This is a genomic window from Actinomyces sp. zg296 (assembly GCF_009829695.1).
Taxonomy (GTDB): Bacteria; Actinomycetota; Actinomycetes; order Actinomycetales; family Actinomycetaceae; genus Actinomyces; species Actinomyces marmotae.
This window is the reverse complement of record NZ_VWPG01000001.1, coordinates 15,872-33,962: the sequence shown is the minus strand read 5'-3', so window position 1 is coordinate 33,962 and position 18,091 is coordinate 15,872. Positions and strand designations below refer to the sequence as shown.

The window sequence follows — 18,091 nt, the reverse complement described above, 5'->3', positions numbered from 1 at the left end:
GGCATGGCGATGCGCTTGAGGCGGTGGGATTCGATCCGCGGGCCGGTCCCCCCTGGCCGTCGGGCGCCCTCCGGCGCCTCGGCCAGACCCGATGCCGGCCCCGCGGACCGAATCCCACCACGGCCCCTCCGTCTGGCCAGGGCGTCAGTACGAGGAGGCGTCCTCGTCGGTGGCGCCCTGGGCGACGGGCCTGCTCTGGGCTTTGAGGGCCTCGAAGGCGGCGTTGACGGCGTCGTCCCCATCGGTGATCTGGGCGGGGGCGGCGGACGCGGAGGGCAGCGCCGCCTTGCCGCCGGACTTGAGGGCTGCCAGGCGGGCCTCGGCCTCGATCTGGGTGTCTGAGGCCTCCAGCTCGGCGAACTGGGACTCCAGGGAGGAGCTCGCCAACTCCATCTGCCCGGCGGCCTGCGCCTCGACGCGGCGCACCTGCTCCTCGTAGCGGGAGAGCTCGGACGTGGGGTCCATGACGTTGATCGAGCTGATCGCTCCCTGGACCTTGACCTGCGCCTCGGCGGTCCTCCGGCGGGCGATGAGCTGGTCGCGGCGGGACTTGAGCTCGCCGAGCTTGACCTCCATCTGGTTCAGCCCCGTCTTGAGCTGCTCGACCACCTGGCGCTGGGAGGCGATCATCGGCTCGGCCTCCTTGGCCTCCCTCTCCGCCGTGATCTGCTTGGTGATGGCCACCTTGGCCAGGGAGTCCCACTTGTCGGCGCTCGCGGCGTCACCGGCGGCGCGCATCTCGTCGGCCTTGCGGGAGGCGGCCAGGGCCTTGGCCCCCCAGTCCTTGGCCTGGGCGACGTCGGCCTCGTAGTCCTTTTCGGTCAGGCGCAGATTGCCGATCGTCTGGGCGACCGCCTGCTTGGCCTCGGCGATGGAGTTCGTGTAGTCGCGCACGAGCTGATTGAGCATCTTCTCCGGGTCCTCGGCGCGATCGAGGAGGGCGTTGATGTTCGCGCGGGTCAGTTGGGCGATGCGGCCCAGGATCGACTGCTTCTCAGCCATGTGGGGGTTCCCTTCGGGTGGTGGTTGAGGTGATGGGGTTGAACAGTGGTGAGGGGCTCAGAAGTCCCCGCCGGAGCCGCCGAAGTCTCCGAAGTCCCCGCCGAAGCCTCCGAAGTCGCCGCCGCCCCAACCTCCGATGTGGTGGGGGCGGTCGTCGTCGAACAGGCCGCCCATGAGGATCCCTCCGAGCACGAGCGAACCGAGGTCCAGGCCGCCGCCGCGGCGGCCATATCCCCCGGAGTGGCTGGAGCCGGCGCCCCAGGCGTTGCCGGCGTCGCGCACATCGGCCTCCGCCAGGGCCTGCGCCTGCGCCACCAGCGGCTCTCCGGCGGCTACCTCGGCCAGGGCCGCCTGCGGGTCCGTGGACTGAGCGATGGTGGCCGCCGAGGCGTGGCGGGCCGCCTCGGACAGGGCGGTGCGGGCCGAAGAGCCGACGGCGCCGCGGTGGGTGGTGATGTAGGTGGTCACGGACTGCACCTGCGAGTTGAGGCGCGACAGGCGCGAGCCCAACTGGCTGCGGGCCCGCGAGTCGTTCTCCTCCTTCGCCCGCGCCGGGGCGAGCGCGGCGTCGATCGCGGTCTCGGCGCGGCTGAGGTGGTCCAGTGCAGCCAGGGGGTCGCCGACCACCTGATCGCCGGTGGCCGGGGCGGACGGGTCGGTGCTGGCCTTCCCGGAGGCAGCGCGGCCCTCGGCGATCGCGGCCTCGGCGTCGGCCACGAGCGGGGAGAGGGTGGCACTGGGCACCTGGTCGGCCAGGCGCTTGGCGTCCACGAGATCGGAGGACAGGGAGGCGATCGCCGCCGCAAGGTCGGCCGAGGCCGTGCTCAAGCGAGCATTGGCGCTGGTCACCTGGGCTGCGAGGGTGCCGGCCTGGGCAATCGAGCCCTGGGCGATGCGCACCTGCTCGACGGCGGTGGACTGCTGCCCGGCGTCGGCGCTGGCCCTGGCCTGCTCCAGGGCGGTGCGGCCCGCGGCCAGCAGCCTCTCGGCGCGCGCGGGCGCCTCGGAGACCGAGGTGAGCGCTGAGGCGGGGTAGGTGGCGCGCAGCGTCACCAGGAGCGTCTTGGCCATGGTGATGGCCTGCTCGGTCTCGTCAGCGCGCTGGGCGGTCTCGGACATGGAGGTTGGCAGCGCGGACTCGATGCCGCGCCGCTCCTCGAAGAGCTGGTTCTGCGCCCGGATCGCGCCCATGGCCTGCTGGCAGCGGTCGAGGATCTCCCCGTACATCTGGCGCTGCTGGGCCTCGGTCTCGGGGATGTCGTCGTCGAGGATCTTGCGCAGCTCGAAGCAGCGGCTCAGGTGGGCCTTGGCCTGGCCCAGCGCCTCGGTGAAGGAGTCGGTCGCGGACAGGCCGAACTGTGCCTGGGCGTAGGACAACTCCTCGTCAGCGGCGCGCATCGCGTCATCAGCGGTCACCAGGGCGGCGCCCGCCTGGGCGATGAGCTGGTCCAGGGGCACCGGACCGACCGGCTCAGGCGCCCTCTTCTTGCGATTCCAGAACACGTTGTCCTCCTGGGGGGATGAGGCTCCCGACCTGCGGCGGCGCGAGACGGCGTAGGCGGCCGCCCCCGCGGCGGCCGCGCCCCCGCCCGCCAGCAGCACCAGGCCCGTGGCCGACCCGCCCGATGAGCCTTCGGTCCCGCTCCCGCCCTTGGCCTTGGCCAGGAGCCCCGGAAGGGCGGCGACGGCGCCGTCGAAGTCGCGGGAGCGCATGTAGGAGCCGATCTCGCTGCCCAGCTCGCTGCGCTTGGAGGCCGGGATGTCGCTGCCCGTGGCCAGGTAGTAGGAGTTCGAGCCCGAAGCCGGCATGTTGATGACGAGCAGGGCGTTGGAGGCCCCCATGCCCTTGGCGCGCCACTCCTTCTTGGCCAGGGCCTCGGCCTTGCTCGTCTCATCGGTGGCCGTGAGGATCGACAGGGTGATGCCGTCCTTCGCGGCCTTCTCGACGGCGGAGGCGGCCGCGGCGTCGTCCAGGATGTTCGCGCCGTCGACGACGCGGGCGGCCGCCCCCCTGGCCGTGGAGCCCGATGCCAGCGCCCCAGCCGTCATCGCGGCGGGACCGCTGATGGCGGTGGATGCCGGCGCCTGGGCGGTGGCGGTGGGCGCGACGAGGGCCCCCGCGCCCAGGGCGAGGAGGATCGGGATGGCCAGGCGCGGAGCGTGACACGGGCGGCGCGAGGGGCGGGCTGTCGATAGCATCGCGGTCCATCGTCTCCGTCGGAGCGCGCCTAGGGCAACTCGTTTCGCCCACGCCTGAGCGATCCGCTCGCGGGCGGCCGGCTTTGAAGGGCCTCGGGGGCTTGGCCCCGATGGGCGGCAGATGACACCCCGTCCGGTCGGACGTCGGATGAATGCTACGATCCCCGGCACCCAGGGTTCCCCATCTGCCACCCTGAGTTCCCACGCGCATAGTTAAGGACAACGATGTCATGCTGCACAGATCGAAGCGGCGCAATGCCGCCCTCCCGCTCGTGTCCGCCAGGCCCCCCAGGGTCCTCGCCACTGCCGCCCTGGCGCTGGCGATGATCCTCACCCCCTCGCCCGCGGCCGCCGGGGAGGTCCACGGTGGCCAACCGCGACAGCAGGCCGCGGCGGCCGTCGGCCAGCCGACCCACGACAACCCGCTCCTTGAGCCGCTCAAAGCGAGTGCCGAGGTCTCCATCGCCATGACCGGCCAGGACTCCCGCTTCGACGGCACCAGGGCCCTCAGCCTCGATGATCGCGCCGAGCGGTTGCGAGGACTGCGCCATGGCACCGTCTTCATCCGCTTCCGCAGCCAGGGGGCCAATGCGCCCGGGCTCCTCCTGGGTGCCAGGAAGGCCGGAGCCACCCTGGGATCCACGCCCGGCAAGGAGCTCGATCGGGTGCCGGACGTCGCGTCGTTCTTCGTCAAGAAGGACGGAGGCGTCGTGCGCTACGCCCTCCCGCAGGTCCAGGCCGAGTCGCCCCTCGGGGCAGGGCGCGATCAGTGGCACATGGCGGCCTTCAGCTCGACCGACGCCAAGGCGATGCGCCTGACGGTTGACGGGCGCGAGGTGTTCAGCACCACGAACGCCGCCTTCGACGGCCTGCTCAGCGCCCTCACCGAGATCAATGAGGTGAGTGTCGGCGGCTACCGGGAGGCCGACGGGGCGGTGCGCCATGGCTTCACCGGCGAAATCTCCGATGTCATGGTGACCTCGCAGGCGGTGTCCGATGAGGACGCCAAGACCATCACGCTCGCCGGCGCCCGCTCGGACGGCCCCGGCTCGGCGCGCGCCGAGCTCTTCGACGACTCCCCGGACAACACCTGGGCGTTCACCGGGGGATCCGACGTCGCCGGCGGCTTCTCGCAGACGCGAGGGGCCCGTAACTACGTCGGCCAGTTCGAGGAGTACATCCGTTGGGACCGGGCCCAGAGCGGGAACAAGCTCCACGCGAGGCAGCGCTACACCGTCAACCTGGCCCGCCCCGGCACGGTCCTGTCCGATGTCGTGGCGGACTTCGACACCCGGGTCGCGCCCTTGAGACCGAAGGCCACCGCCTACCTCATCAGCCCTGACGACTACGCCGCCGGTGAGGCCGGGGTGCCCGCCTTCCAGGGCGCTCTCCGGCAGTTCATCGACAAGGCGGTCGCCGTGCGATCCGGCGCCTTCGCCGTCGTCCAACTCCCCTACCGGCCCAAGGAGAAGGCTGACCTCGCTGAGCGCTACGCGGCGGCCGCGAAGGACGTCGTCAACGAGTACGCGGCCAAGCCCGCGATCCACAGCAGGATCATCGTCGTGGACCACTTCTCCCAGACCAAGGCCGACAGCGCCTTCGCCTCCGCGGGGCTGAGGGCCGACTCCACGCTCACCGCTCAGGGCCACCTCATCCTGGGCCGCCAGCTCGCCGATGCGACGATCGGCCTGCCCACTGCCTTCCCCGGGAGGGGCGTGACCCTCGATCGCAAGGAGAGCCCCGCGCCCGCGGCCTTCAGGGCCGAGGCGCCGACCGCCTCCCTCCGCTCCGGCGCGCTGTCGGTCTCGATCCCCCAGGAGGTCGGTGGGCGCTGGCGCGTCGAGGCCCGGGTGATCCTGTCCGATGAGGACGCCGACCTCGCCCCGTCGAAGGTCGGCACGACGCTCTCCTCCGCCACGGTGGACGCCGGGGGCACCGCATTGCTTCGCGGCCTGCCGAACGCCGGGCGCGTGGAGATCACCACCGCCTCGACCGACGGCGCCCAGCGGCTGGCGACGCTTCGCGGCGAGCTCGCATCGGGCTCCTTCAGCCCCGCCGTCGTCTCGCCGATCGACAGGCTCTCGGGCAAGCTGGGGCAGGGGCGCCCCCTGACCTGGCTGTTCATGGGGGACTCCATCACCCACGGGGCGCTGCACACCAAGGGCTACGACGCCGTCCCCCAGGTCGTGGAGAAGTACGTCCATGAGGTCCTGGGCCGCAAGGATGACGTGGTGGTCAACACCGCCGTGTCCGGGGCCGACACTGCTGAGACTCTGGCGCAGATCGGGCCGCGCCTGGACAACTACCCGGCCGACGTCGTCTCCCTGATGATCGGCACGAATGACTCCGCCAGTGCGGCCACGCCTCCTGAGACCTATCGGAAGAACCTCCGGACCATCATCGAGCGTATCCGGGCGAAGAACCCCGACGCGGTCATCATCCTGCGCACCCCGACGCCGGGCAGCAGGAGTGAGCGGGTCAAGCCCTATGTCGCCATCATGAAGCAGCTCGGCGCCGAGGACGACGGGCTCATCGTCGTCGATCAGTTCACCCGATGGCAGGAATCCGCGGAGCGCTACCCCTGGCTCATCAGCGACCCCGCGGACGCCAACAAGGTCGACCAGATCCTCATGGGCAACAACCTGCACCCCGGGTTCAACGGCCAGCGCCACATGGCCAGGCTCTTCCTGAGTGCCCTCGGCCTGTGGGCCCCCGACAATGAGCAGGCCGCGCTCCAGTACGAGCCGGCTATCTCGGCGGCCCAGGCGCCCGCGCCGGGGATCACGACCAGCGCGGCCGCCTCGGGGACCACGGCTACCGTTGACCTCCAGCCGTTCACGCGGCCGCAGGTCGGCGCGATTGGCGACATCGCTGTCACGGTCTCCGGGAAGGACGAGGGATGGTCGGTCACCCGCGTGGTCCCGGCGGGGCAGGCGGAGGCCGTCTTCGAGAGCCTCCCCAATGCCTCCTCCTACGTCGCCACGGCCGTCGCGTACCGGACCGGCTCCCCGGTCCGAGTGGCCTCGGGCGAGGCCAGTGCCCAAGGGCAGGGTGATGCGCCACGACCGCCGCAGCGCCCCCAGCCGGAGGCCATGGATCACTGGGTCCTCCAACCCGACGGGACGTGGGGGTTCCAGCGCGCGGACGGCTCCTGGGCCACCGGATGGCTCAATGATCGCGGCACCTGGTACCTCTTGGACGGCGCTGGCACGATGCGCACGGGCTGGGCGCTCGACGCGGGCAACTGGTACTACCTGGGTGACAGCGGCGCGATGGTCACTGGTTGGCTCAAGCACGGGCCCCACTGGTACTACCTGGGTGACAGCGGTGCGATGGTCACTGGTTGGCTCAAGCACGGGCCCGACTGGTACTACCTGGGCGATGACGGTGCGATGGTCACCGGCTGGCGCAAACTGGGGCCCGACTGGCACCGATTCTCCGAGTCCGGGAGGTGGATCGGCTGACGGGAGCCAGGGCGGGTCGGGACGCGCGAGCGCCCCGACCCGCCCTCCTCTCACAGGTCGTCGGCCTCGACGATTTCGTAGGCGTATCCCTGCTCGGCTAAGAAGCGTTGGCGGTGGGCGGCGAACTCCTGGTCCTTGGTGTCGCGCGCGACGACGGTGTAGAAGTGCGCCTGGCGGCCGTCGGACTTGGGGCGCATGATCCGCCCCAGGCGCTGCGCCTCCTCTTGGCGCGACCCGAAGGAGCCGCTGACCTGTACCGCCACGGAGGCGCCGGGCAGGTCGATGGAGAAGTTGGCGACCTTGGAGACCACGAGCACGGGGACCTTGCCCGCCCGGAAGTCGTCGTAGAGGCGCTGGCGCTGGCGAACCGTCGTCGCCCCGGTGATGATCGGCGCGCCCAGGTGCTCGGCCAGATCCTCGAGTTGGTCGACGTAAGAGCCGATGACGAGCGCCTCCTCGCCCCGATGGCGCGCCAGGATCCGCTCGACCACATCCCGCTTGCGCGGGCTGGTGGCGGCCAGCCGGTAGCGGTCCTCCGACTCCGAAGTGGCGTAGGACATCCGCTCCCCGGCGTCGAGGGTGAGGCGGACCTCCGTGCACACTGCCGGCGCGATCCACCCCTGGTTCTCCAGGTCCTTCCAGGGAGTGTCGTAGCGCTTGGGCCCGATGAGGCTGAAGACCTCATCCTCGCGCCCGTCCTCGCGCACGAGCGTGGCTGTCAGCCCCAGGCGGCGGCGCGCCTGAAGGTCCGCCGTCATGCGGAAGACGGGAGCGGGCAGGAGGTGGACCTCGTCGTAGACGATGAGTCCCCAGTCGCGCGCGTCGAGCAGGTCCAGGTGCGGGTAGGTGCCCTTCCGCCTCATGGTGAGCACCTGGTAGGTGGCGATGGTGACGGGCCGGACCTCCTTGCGTGCCCCCGAGTACTCCCCGATCTCGTCGGCGGTAAGGGTGGTGAAGCGGATGAGCTCCTCCTTCCACTGGCGCGCCGAGACCGCGTTGGTCACCAGGATGAGAGTGGTGGTGGATGAGCGCGCCATCGACGCCGCGCCCACGAGCGTCTTGCCCGCCCCGCAGGGAAGGACGACGACGCCGGAGCCCCCCGACCAGAAGGCGTCCACCGCCTGGCGCTGGTAGGGGCGCAGCGCGAAGGCCCCCGGGGAGCCGGCAGCCGCGCCGGCCGGGTCCTCGACCAGCGTGATCGGGTGGGCCTCGCCGTCGACGTAGCCCGCGAGGTCCTCCGCGGGCCAGCCCAGTTTGATGAGGGCCTGCTTGAGGCGGCCCCGCTCAGAGGGATGGACGACGACGTCGGCGTCCCCCAGGCGCTCCCCGAGCATCCCCGCGGTCCGCTTGGAGCGCAGGACCTCCTCCAGGACCGGGGAGTCGGTGGCGCGCAGGACGAGCCCGTGCGCGGGATCCGCCACCAGCTGGAGGCGCCCGTAGCGCCCCATCGTCTCGGCGATCTCGGTGAGCAGGGCGTGGGGGACGGGGAAGCGGGAGTAGGTGACGAGCACGTGGACGACCGTCTCCGCGTCCAGGCCCGCGGCCCGCGCGTTCCACAGCGCCAGGGGCGTGATCCGGTAGGTGTGGATGTGCTCGGGGGCCCGCTCCAGCTCGGCGAAGGGCGCGATGGCGCGGCGGGCGTCGTCGGCGGCCGGGTGGGCGGCCTCGAGCAGGACCGTCCGGTCGCTCTGGACGATGAGCGGGCCGTCCGGGGCTGGGGGAGCGGATGGGTTGGGCGTGGTGGGCATAGGGGTGAGTATCGCGCTCCTGGCGCCAAGGAGGGTACGAGCGCCCGCCCGCGTCCGTGGAGCCGTCCCCTACTCCCCGTGCTGCCGGGAGATGAATTCGGCCATGCCCGGGACGGTGAAGGCGACGACGCCGTGGTCGGGCGCGTAGACGACGCCCTTGCGGATGAGGGAGTTGCGCACCCCGCTCTGGCTCTGGATGGTCCGGCCCAGCCGGCTGGCGACCTCGCCGCTGCGGATGCCGTCCTCGCCTTCGGGGCACATGGCCCGCAGGTAGAGCTTCTCCGCCTGGGTCGTGCGGTCCCAGCGGGCGCGGAAGAACCCGTTGTCGAGTTGGGTCAGACCTGAGGCGACGCCGAGCTCAGCCGCCCGAGCGTCGATGCGTGTGCCGGATGCGGCGTTCCACGCCTCCTGCCCGAACTGCTGGATGAAGTACGGGTAGCGCCCGGAGCGGTCCACGACGTGTGACAGAGCGTCGTCGTCCCACGTCACGCCCTCCGCCGTGGCCGGATCGGCGAGCGCTGCGGCAGCACCGTCCGGGTCGAGGCGCTCAACCTTGACGAACCGGAAGCGCTCAGAGTAGGACCGCGCTTGAGCGAGCGTCTGCGGGAGGCTGGGAAGACCAGCGAGCGCGAAGAGCACCGGCCAGTCGTCCTGGGCGGCGGCGTGGGAGACGGCCACCAACGCGGTGAGATCCTCGGCTGAGAGGTCCTGTGCCTCGTCGATGAGGAGCGCGAGCCCGCTGCCCGCCTCCGCGGCTGCGAGCGAGACGTCCTTGAGGATCTTCTTGAGGTCCGTCTCAAGCACTCCCGAGTCGGCGCCGCCGCCGCTGTGCCCGCTCAGGTCGATGCCGAAGGACCATGAGCCCGTCTGGTCGTAGGAGGCCTTGAAGGACAGGGCGGTCTTGAGGGCGCGCAGCAGGCGCGTGCCGGCGGAGGGGCGCGCGAGGTCGCTCAGGGGGCCGTACAGCCCCTCGCCCACGATCTCGCGAAGGCCCCTGCTGGTTCCGGCCTCGACCTGGACCGTGATCCACTCGCGGGTGTCCGCATCGTGGCGCAGGCGGGTGAGGAGGACGGTCTTGCCGACTCCTCGTAGCCCGTAGAGCACGAGCGGCTGGTCCGTCGTCCCGCGCTCGGCGCGACGCAGCATGACGTCCCAGACGCTGATGACGTCATCGCGTCCCACGAGCGCGGCGGGACGACGGCCTGCCCCGGGAACATAGGGGTTGAGCACAGGGTCCATGACACCCTCCGAATCTCTAGGTCTCTAGCTGAGTATATTGGTGCATAGCGCGTATGCAGGAGTATAGCCTAGAATGTTGTGTCTAGATACACGTGTAGACGACGGTAGATGTCATCGGCGCGGGGCCCGGTGGCGCGGGGCTGTACCGTTGGTGGGATGAGCGGTGAGGAGGCGCAGCGGCGCGAGGCAAGCGCACCAGGCCCAGCGACGGTGGAGGACCTGGTCGCGCGCCTGACCGGCCTGCCCGACCGGGAGATCGCCGCCCTCCTCCTGGCCCGCCCCGACCTCCTCTCCCCGCCTTCGCCCTCCTTCACCGCGCTCGCGGCCCGCGCCGCCGGGCGGACCAGCACCGATCTCGCCCTCGCCCAGCTCGACGCGGCCGCCATCGCCGTCGCCGAGGGCCTCGTCGGCCCCGTCGCCGGGCTGGCAGGGCCCGCTGGCGCCGCCGGCACCGCTGGCGCCGTCGATGACCTCGCCGCCATCCTCGCCGACCGCCTCTCCCTGCCCCTCGACACCGTCACCGACCGGCTCTCCCAGCTCTCCCGCCTCGCCCTGACGATCTCGAACCGGCCCGCCCCCGGCCTCGCCGAGGCCCTCGCGCCCGGCACCGCTTCCTGGCCCCCGCCCGCCGAGAGCCTCACCGGCCCCAGCCCCGACTCGCTGACCATCATCGAGCCCCGGGCCATCGCCGCCGAGTCCGCCCAGCGCGCCGAGGAGGCCGTCCGCCTCGTCACCGCGCTCCTGCGCGAGTGGTCGCGCGAGCCCGGCCCCCTCCTGCGCGCCGGCGGCGTCGGCGTGCGCCCCCTGGCCCGCACCGCTGAGGCCCTCGGCCTGGCCCCCGCCCAGGCCGCCACCGTCATCGAGATCGCCGCCGCCGCGGGCCTCCTCGGCCTCGACGACGACGGCGCCGCCTGGCTCCCCGCCGCCCCCGCCCTGGCCTGGCTCTCCCACGACGACGCCCCGCCCCTGCCCGAGCGCTGGGCCGCCCTCGCCGCCGCCTGGGCCTCCAGTGCCCGCGCCCCGTGGCTGGTCGGCAGCCGCGGTGAGGATGGGGCCCTGAGAGCAGTGCTCGGCGACGCCGCCGAGGCCCCCTGGGCCCGCTCCCTGCGCCACCGCGTCCTGCGCCTCCTGGCCGCGCTGCCCGACGGCGCCTCCGCCACCCCCGGCTTCGTGCGCGCGACCCTCACCGCGGCCCGCCCCCGCCGCCCCATCCCCGACGGCGCCATCACCGCGATCCTCGCCGAGGCCGAACTCCTGGGGATCACGGGCGCCGGAGCGCTCTCGCGCGCGGGCCGCGCCCTGGCCGAGCGCGAGTCCCTGGACGCCGAGGCGGATCCGGCCTCCCTGGGGCCCTTGGAGGACGCGCTGGCCGCCGACCTGCCCGAGCCGGTGCCCATGCTGCTGGTCCAATCCGACCTCACCGCGATCGTCCCGGGCCGCCCCGTCGCGGCGCTCGCCGCCCTGCTGGAGCGCAGCGCCGTCGTCGAATCGCGCGGCGGTGCCCTCACCCTCCGCTTCACCCCCGACTCGGTGCGAGGCGCCCTCGACGCTGGTCTGAGCGCCACCGAGCTCCTCGACGCGCTCGGCGCCTACAGCCCCGCCCCCCTGCCGGGGGCGCTGGAGGCCCTTGTCGAGGACGCCGCCCGCCGCCACGGGGCGATCCGCGTGCGCCCCATCGCCTCGATCCTGCGCGTCCCCGACCCGGCCGCCGCCGCGGGCCTCCTGGCCGAGCCCCGGCTGGCCGGCCTCGGCCTGGACGAGGCCGCCCCTGGGATCATCACCGCGACCGCCAGCGCCGGGCAGGTCCTGCGCGAGCTGCGGGCCGCGGGGCTCGCTCCCGTCCTGGAGGACGGGCAGGGCCGCCTCGTCATCGACGGCGCCCCGGGCGGTGTTGCTGGCGCGCGCGGCCGGGGCGCCGCGCCCGAGCCCACCCGGCCGGGCCACGTCATCGCCTCCCGGCGCCGCGTCCCCGCCAGCCGGGAGCTCGCCGTCATGGTCGGCAGGATGCGCGCCGGCCAGGAGGCCCTCGACGCCGCCGGGCCGGCCGTTGCCGCGAACGACCCCGTCCACGCCCTGGCGGTCCTGCGGCAGGGGCAGGCCAACCGCTCCCTGCTGCGCCTGCGTCTGGCGGGGCCCGACGGCGAGGTCCAGGACAGGCGGGTGCGGGTGCGCTCCGTCGAGCCCGGGCGGGTCAGGCTCGCCGACGTCGCGCGCGAGACCGAGTTAACCGTCGCCGTCCACCGCATCGTCTCCGTGGAGCCGCTCAGCCGGGACTGACCAGCCCCCGGGCCTCTGGGGCGCGTCCCGCGACGGGAGCGCTGGCGGGCGGGGCGTGGACACCCCCTCTACACTGGGGCGCGTGACTGGAACCGAGAGCGCCGTGGCAGGCGCGACCTCCCCCGAGATGAGCGCGACCCCGCAGAGCCCTGAGGCCCCCGAGGTCCCCCGGGGGAGCGTCGGGACCGCCGCCGACCCCGCCACCGCCGCCCTGGTCCGCGGGGGCTCGCTGCCCACGGCGTCCCAGGCCGCCCTCGCCGCCAAGGACCGCACGCTGACCAGCGCGACCGCCGTCGAGCTCGCGCGGACCGCCCTCATGGAGATCACGATCCCCGAGACCATCGGGGCCCACACGGCCGCCCGCGCGGACGCCGAGCGCCTCGTCACCCACCTCTTCGAGTGCACCCTGGCCGGCTACAGCGGCTGGCGCTGGGCCGTCACGATGAGCCGCGCGCCGCGCTCGCGGACGGCCACCGTGGTCGAGCTCGAGTTGCTGCCCGGCGAGGACGCGCTCCTCGCCCCCGTGTGGGTGCCCTGGGCGGACCGCCTGGCCCCCGGGGATGTCAGCCGCTCCGACCGGCTCCCCCTGCGCGAGACCGACGAGCGCCTTGAGCCGGGCTGGGAGGCCACTGGCGACGAGGAGGGGGACAGGGTCGCCCTCGATGAGCTCGACCTCGGGCGCGCGCGGGTCCTCAGCCCCGAGGGCGTCCAGCGCGCCGCCCAGCGCTGGTACGACGGCGATCACGGCCCCCATGCCGACGGTGTCCGCAAGGCCCACGCCACCTGCTCCACATGCGGCTTCTTCATCCCCATGGCGGGGCCCTTCCGGCAGGCCTTCGGGATCTGCGCCAACGAGTGGGCCCCCGACGACGGCGTCGTCGTCTCCCTCGACCACGGCTGCGGCGCCCACTCCGAGACCGATGTGCCCGACCAGGGGCCGGAGTGGCCGGTGACGCCCTCACGCGTCGACGAGGGCCGCATCGAGGTCGTCGCCTCCGACGGCCAGGACCTGCGCGGGGGCGTTCCGTTGGACGAGATCGCCGGGGGCGCCGTCGAGGAGGCGGCGGTGCCGGCCGCCGAGGGCTCTGCCGAGGATGCTGCCGCGGAACCCGCCGCTGATGAGGCCCCGCGGGCCCCGCAGGCCCCCGTCGGCGCCGCGCCCGGGGCCGAGGCGGATCCGACGGTCGATGACGCGCCGGAGACCGCTGATGCCGGCGAGGACCGCGCCGTCGCCGCGCGCGACGCCGTCGCGGGCCTGGCCGACGAACTCGGCCAGGAGCGCTCCGCAGCGTCCGCCGGGCCCTCGGACGGGCCCGATGCCGAGGAAGAGGCGGCTGACTCAGTGGCCGGCGTGAACAGCCTCGCCGACCTTGAGGCCCTTATGCCCACCCGCGCCTGAGCCCCCGCCGACCCCGCTCATGAGCGCGGCGACCTCGTCGGGGAAGGGGAAGCTGCCGGGGCGGTAGTTGCAGGAGGCGTCTTCCGCGTGGAGATCGCCGGTTGTGTTGTAGGCGCGCGCCCGACTGCCGCCGCACACGGCCTTGTACTCGCAGGCGCCGCAACGGCCCTTCAGCAGCCCCGGGTCGCGCACGCCGGTGAACACCTCGGAGCGGCGGTAGATCTCGGTCAGGGAGGAGTCGCGCACGTTCCCGGCGCTCTTCTCCAGGAAGCCCGAGGGCGTCACCTCCCCTGTGTGGGAGACGAACACGAAGCCGCTGCCCGAGCTCACGGTGATCGGCGGACGCCGCCGCCGGGGCCCCGAGTCGAGCCCGAGTTCGGTGATCTGCTCGCGCAACTGGCGGTACAGGGGTCCGTACCCCATGATCCGCATCATCTCCTCGTCGGGGACGCCCCGATCGGCGAGGACCTGTCGCTGGAAGCACACGCGCCGGAAGTGGTGCCCCTCGGTGGTGCGCACGGGGACGGCCTCGCCCATGTCGTAGAAGGCGCCGAGCACGTCCTCCACCTCATCGGCGTCCAGAGCGCCCAAGTCGACGCCGCGCCCCGTGGGCACCAGGAGGAACCCGGACCAGGTCATCGCCCCGTGCTCGCGCACGAGCGCCGCGATATCCGGCAGTTCATGGGCGTTGTGGCGCGCCACCACGGAGTTGATCTGCACCTTCATTCCCAACTCGCGGGCCGCCTCCCAGCCGGCGATCGTGCGGTCGAAGGTGCGCTCCAGCCCCCGGAAGGAGTCATGAGTGGCGGCGGTGGCGCCGTCGACGGACAGGGAGATGACGTTGACCCCCACCTCCTGCAGCTCGGCGAGCGCCTCCTTGGTGAGCTTGTCCGTCCCCGACGGCGAGAGCGCCACATGCAGCCCCAGTTCCGTCCCGTAGGCGGCCAGTTCGGCCAGGTCCGGCCGCTCGAAGCAGTCGCCCCCGGTGATGATGAAGATGACGGCGGGCTTGCCGAAGGCGGCCGCCTCATCCATGAGCGCCTTCGCCTCATCCAGGCCCAACTCGAAGGGGCTGCGCAGCGGCACGGCCTCGGCTCGGCAGTGGCGGCAGGCCAGGGCGCAGGCGCGGGTGGCCTCCCAGGTGACGAGCATCGGGCGCTGGGCGGGATCATGACGCTGGACGCGCACCGGCCGGGCGGAGGGGCGCCGGGCGGGGGCCGTGGGCGACGGCGTCATGACAGCCCCTCGATCGGCTCGCCGGCGGGCGAGTTGGCCACGATCCTGGCATTGCGCACGATCCGCTCCATCGCTCCCACGGGGCGCCCGCCCGCGCCATGCGGGGTGAGGATGAGGTTCGGGGCGTCCCAGAGCGGGGAATCGGTTGGGAGCGGCTCCGGATGGGTGACGTCCAGGCCGGCGGCGGCGATCCTCCCCTCGCGCAGCGCGGCGTTCAGCGCGGGCGTGTCCACCGTGGATCCTCGCCCCGTGTTGACCACGATGGCGCGCCGGGGCAGCAGGGCCAGCCGTCGGGCATCGAGGGCCCCGGCCGTGGACGGCGTGGCGGGCAGGATCAAGACGAGCAGGTCAGTGGTGGGCAGGGCGGCGTCGATGTCGTCCACGGCGATCACCTCGTAGCCCGCCCGCGTTCCCGCGCTGCGAGCCACCCCGCGCACCTGGGCGCCGACGGCGGTCAGCAGCCGCGCGGTGGCCTGGCCGATCGCGCCGAAGCCCCAGACGAGCGCGCGGGCGCCGATGAGGGTGGTCAGGCGGTCGGGGTCGTGCAGGGGTTTCGCCCCGCCGAGCTCGCGGTCCCACCGGTGCTCGCGCTGAGCCTCCAGCGCCCGGGGCAGGGATCGCGCGCAGGCCAGGGCCAGCGCCAGCGTGTGCTCGGCCACCGTCGCGTCGTGGAAGTGGCGCCCGGTGGTGATCGCGACGGAGTCGGGGAAGCCCGCGGCGAGGATGGCGTCCGGCCCGGCGGCGAGGGTCTGGATCCAGCGCAGGTTCGTCATGCGGCCGGCCGTGTCCCGCAGGGCCGCCAGGGCCCGCGCTCCGCCCATGCCCCACAGGATCATCGCCTCCGCATCGCGGTGCTCGGGAGGAACCGGGGCGGCCTCATCGAAGACGACCACCTCGTGACCATCGGCGACCAGCGGCGATGGATCGAGGTGGGAGGTGGACGTGAGCAGGATCTTCATGGGCCCATTATGGTTCGCCCGTGCCGCTTTCGACTCCTGATACGGTCTCGTGGCCGACGCCGGGGTCTGTGACAATGAGGCAACGTGAGCACCACTTCTCCCGGGCGCGCCGCGCCCTCACGCCCCACCCCCTCCACCGCCCTGCCAGCCCTCGACCGCTTCTTCCGCATCACCGAGCGCGGCTCGACCGTCGCCCGCGAGCTCCGCGGCGGCGTCGTCACCTTCTTCACGATGAGCTACATCCTCGTGCTGAACCCGCTGATCCTCGGCGGCGCTCTGGCGGGCGACGGCGACGTGACCAGCGCTAAGGCGAAGATCGCCGCCGGCACCGCGCTCATCGCCGGGGTCATGACGATCCTCATGGGCGTCGTCGCTAACTACCCGCTGGCCATGGCCGCCGGGCTCGGCATCAACGCGATGGTCGCCTACACGATCGTCGGCAACCACGGCATGACCTTCGCCGATGCCATGGGCATCGTCGTCATCGAGGGCGTCATCATCCTCATCCTCGTCCTCACCGGCTTCCGCGAGGCCGTCTTCCGGGCTGTCCCGCCCTTCCTGCGCACCGCGATCAGCGTGGGCATCGGCCTGTTCATCGCCCTGATCGGGCTGGTGGACGCCAAGGTTGTGCGCGCCGGCGGCACGCCCCTCGAGCTCGGCCTGGGCGGCTCCCTCAAGGGCTGGCCCGTGGTCGTCTTCCTGCTCGGCCTGTTCCTCACGATCATCCTGCACATCCGCAAGGTCCGCGGCGCCATCCTCATCGGCATCGTCAGCGCCACGCTCCTGGCCGTCATCATCGAGGCCATCCAGGGCCTGGGCGCCTTCGAGGAGGGCTCCAACCCCACGGGCTGGGCGCTGAGCGTCCCCTCGTTGAGCGGCAGTCCCGTCTCCGTGCCGAACCTGTCGGGCCTGGGCCACTTCTCCCTGCTGGGCTCCTTCGAGAAGGCGGGCGTCGTGTCGATCGTCCTGCTCGTCTTCTCCATGATGCTCGCCGACTTCTTCGACACGATGGGCACGATGGTGGCCATCGGCGCCGAGGCGGACCTCCTCGATGAGAACGGCAACCCGCCGCGCACCCGCGAGATCCTCGTGGTGGACTCCGTGGGCGCCATCGTCGGCGGCGTCGGCGCGGTGTCCTCCAACACCTCCTACGTGGAGTCCGCGGCGGGCGTCGGGGAGGGCGCGCGCACGGGCCTGGCGAATGTCGTCACCGGGGCCCTGTTCCTCGCCTCGGTCTTCCTGTCGCCGCTCGTCGCGATGGTCCCCTACGAGGCGGCCACCCCCGCGCTCGTCGTCGTCGGCTTCCTGATGATGACCCAGGTGGCCGACATCGACTGGAAGCGGCCCGAGCTGGGCATCCCCGCCTTCATGACCATCATCATGATGCCGTTCTCCTACTCGATCACCAACGGCATCGGGGCGGGCTTCCTGACCTACGTGCTCGTCGAGACCGCCGTCGGCCGCGCGCGCAGGATCCACCCGCTCATGTGGCTGACCGCCGCGCTGTTCGCGGTCTACTTCACGACGGCGCCCATCAAGGAGATCCTCGGCCTGTCCTGAGCCGCCCAGCACTGCCAGCACGACCCCGGGGTCCTCCGCGCTCGCGGAGGACCCCGCGCGCGAGTGACCGATATCCTTCTCCTAGTCCCCGCGCCCTACGAGAGCGGCGGCGCGAGGGCCTGGCCGCCCGCCTGGGTGGGGAACCGTCGTCGCAGGAGGCGCGAGCGAATATGAGCGAACTCATCGACACCACCGAGATGTACCTCAAGACCGTCTACGAGTTGGAAGAGGACGGCGTCACCCCTCTTCGCGCGCGGATCGTCGATCGTCTCGACCACTCGGGCCCCACGGTCTCCCAGACGGTGGCGCGCATGGAGCGCGACGGGCTCATCAGGGTCACGGAGGACCGCTCACTGGAGCTCACCGAGGAGGGCCGGCGCCGGGCCACGGAGGTGATCCGCAAGCATCGCCTTGCTGAAAGGCTGCTGCTCGACGTCGTCGGCGTCGATCGGCGCTACATCCACGACGAGGCTTGCCGCTGGGAGCATGTGATGAGCGAGAGGGTCGAGGACCGGCTCGCCGAGATCCTCGGGGACGTGGCCACCGATCCCTTCGGCAATCCCATCCCCGGCAGGCGAGCCGACCACCCCGCGCCGGGGAAGGACGAGTCAAGCGCCAACCGCGCGGTCCGCGACGGCGTCGGATCTGCCGTCGTGCGCCGGATCGGCGAGCCGATCCAGGCCGACGGCGAGCTCCTGGGCCGGATGGAGGACGCAGGGATCTGCGCGGGCGCGCGCGTGGAGCTGCGCGGATCGGCCGGGGGTGTGCGCATCGTGGGGCCCACGGGCATGCCGATCGTGCTGCCGGACGATGTCGCCCGCCACCTCTTCCTGGAGCAGGGCGCTCCCGCTGTCTGAAGCCCGGGTGGTGAGCGCCCGCGGCCGGTCAGGCCGTCAGTGGGCCTGACCAGTGTGAATATGCCTATGGGACCCCTAGGAGAGGGATGCCACACGGGGTCGCGGACATCAAGGCTTCACTCTGGCGCGGGACTTCGACTAGTGTCAGCGG

General features: G+C 72.6%; 11 protein-coding genes. 5 read left to right on the top strand and 6 right to left on the bottom strand.

The genetic code is table 11. The features are described from left to right. Positions 1 to 144: 144 nt before the first annotated feature. Entirely contained in the window at positions 145 to 1,002 is an 858-nt protein-coding gene (locus GVV76_RS00125; RefSeq protein WP_159522552.1) for a PspA/IM30 family protein, read from the bottom strand. Positions 1,003 to 1,059: 57 nt separating this feature from the next. Next, the gene (locus GVV76_RS00120; RefSeq protein ID WP_236263123.1) at positions 1,060 to 3,201 is read right to left on the bottom strand and encodes a TPM domain-containing protein; all 2,142 of its coding nucleotides are present in this window, start codon (positions 3,199 to 3,201) and stop codon (positions 1,060 to 1,062) included. Positions 3,202 to 3,431: 230 nt separating this feature from the next. Here GVV76_RS00120 and GVV76_RS10245 point away from each other — a divergent pair, with 230 nt between their 5' ends. Beyond that, positions 3,432 to 6,665 carry a GDSL-type esterase/lipase family protein gene (locus GVV76_RS10245; protein ID WP_159624031.1) on the top strand — a complete coding sequence of 1,078 codons (3,234 nt, stop codon included), beginning with the start codon at positions 3,432 to 3,434 and terminating at the stop codon, positions 6,663 to 6,665. Between the two features lie 50 nt (positions 6,666 to 6,715). Here GVV76_RS10245 and GVV76_RS00110 read toward each other — a convergent pair whose 3' ends face one another. Continuing rightward, the gene (locus tag GVV76_RS00110) at positions 6,716 to 8,413 is read right to left on the bottom strand and encodes a DNA repair helicase XPB (protein ID WP_159624029.1); all 1,698 of its coding nucleotides are present in this window, start codon (positions 8,411 to 8,413) and stop codon (positions 6,716 to 6,718) included. A 69-nt stretch (positions 8,414 to 8,482) separates the two neighbouring features. Continuing rightward, positions 8,483 to 9,652: an ATP-binding protein gene (locus GVV76_RS00105; RefSeq protein ID WP_159624027.1), complete on the bottom strand. Its 1,170-nt coding sequence runs from the start codon at positions 9,650 to 9,652 to the stop codon at positions 8,483 to 8,485. Positions 9,653 to 9,808: 156 nt separating this feature from the next. On the opposite strand from GVV76_RS00105, the gene GVV76_RS10500 reads away from it, so the two are divergent. Both GVV76_RS10500 and GVV76_RS00095 read left to right on the top strand, forming a co-directional pair. After that, positions 9,809 to 11,929 carry a helicase-associated domain-containing protein gene (locus tag GVV76_RS10500; RefSeq protein WP_159624025.1) on the top strand — a complete coding sequence of 707 codons (2,121 nt, stop codon included), beginning with the start codon at positions 9,809 to 9,811 and terminating at the stop codon, positions 11,927 to 11,929. Positions 11,930 to 12,011: 82 nt separating this feature from the next. Beyond that, on the top strand, positions 12,012 to 13,328 hold the full coding sequence (locus GVV76_RS00095) for a DUF3027 domain-containing protein (RefSeq protein ID WP_236263122.1): 1,317 nt from the start codon (positions 12,012 to 12,014) through the stop codon (positions 13,326 to 13,328). Here GVV76_RS00095 and GVV76_RS00090 read toward each other — a convergent pair. Beyond that, entirely contained in the window at positions 13,269 to 14,564 is a 1,296-nt protein-coding gene (locus GVV76_RS00090) for a TIGR04053 family radical SAM/SPASM domain-containing protein (protein ID WP_236263121.1), read from the bottom strand. The two genes, GVV76_RS00095 and GVV76_RS00090, sit on opposite strands and share 60 nt — an antisense overlap. Beyond that, on the bottom strand, positions 14,561 to 15,523 hold the full coding sequence (locus GVV76_RS00085; protein ID WP_159624023.1) for an NAD(P)-dependent oxidoreductase: 963 nt from the start codon (positions 15,521 to 15,523) through the stop codon (positions 14,561 to 14,563). The genes GVV76_RS00090 and GVV76_RS00085 overlap by 4 nt, the downstream gene beginning before the upstream one ends. Positions 15,524 to 15,607: 84 nt before the next feature. On the opposite strand from GVV76_RS00085, the gene GVV76_RS00080 reads away from it, so the two are divergent. Both GVV76_RS00080 and GVV76_RS00075 read left to right on the top strand, forming a co-directional pair. Further along, entirely contained in the window at positions 15,608 to 17,083 is a 1,476-nt protein-coding gene (locus GVV76_RS00080; protein WP_175994067.1) for an NCS2 family permease, read from the top strand. 170 nt (positions 17,084 to 17,253) lie between these two features. Then, positions 17,254 to 17,940, top strand: a complete 687-nt coding sequence (locus tag GVV76_RS00075; protein ID WP_159522560.1) for a metal-dependent transcriptional regulator — start codon at positions 17,254 to 17,256, stop codon at positions 17,938 to 17,940. Positions 17,941 to 18,091 lie beyond the last annotated feature (151 nt).

Excerpts from the sequence above, each read along its gene's own strand:
- GVV76_RS00120 (WP_236263123.1), bottom strand. The coding sequence starts at position 3,201 with ATGCTATCGACAGCCCGCCCCTCGCGCCGCCCGTGTCACGCTCCGCGC.
- GVV76_RS00105 (WP_159624027.1), bottom strand. The coding sequence starts at position 9,652 with ATGGACCCTGTGCTCAACCCCTATGTTCCCGGGGCAGGCCGTCGTCCC.
- GVV76_RS00085 (WP_159624023.1), bottom strand. The coding sequence starts at position 15,523 with ATGAAGATCCTGCTCACGTCCACCTCCCACCTCGATCCATCGCCGCTG.
- GVV76_RS00110 (WP_159624029.1), bottom strand. The coding sequence starts at position 8,413 with ATGCCCACCACGCCCAACCCATCCGCTCCCCCAGCCCCGGACGGCCCG.
- GVV76_RS00075 (WP_159522560.1), top strand. The coding sequence starts at position 17,254 with ATGAGCGAACTCATCGACACCACCGAGATGTACCTCAAGACCGTCTAC.
- GVV76_RS10500 (WP_159624025.1), top strand. The coding sequence starts at position 9,809 with ATGAGCGGTGAGGAGGCGCAGCGGCGCGAGGCAAGCGCACCAGGCCCA.
- GVV76_RS00125 (WP_159522552.1), bottom strand. The coding sequence starts at position 1,002 with ATGGCTGAGAAGCAGTCGATCCTGGGCCGCATCGCCCAACTGACCCGC.
- GVV76_RS10245 (WP_159624031.1), top strand. The coding sequence starts at position 3,432 with ATGCTGCACAGATCGAAGCGGCGCAATGCCGCCCTCCCGCTCGTGTCC.
- GVV76_RS00090 (WP_236263121.1), bottom strand. The coding sequence starts at position 14,564 with ATGACGCCGTCGCCCACGGCCCCCGCCCGGCGCCCCTCCGCCCGGCCG.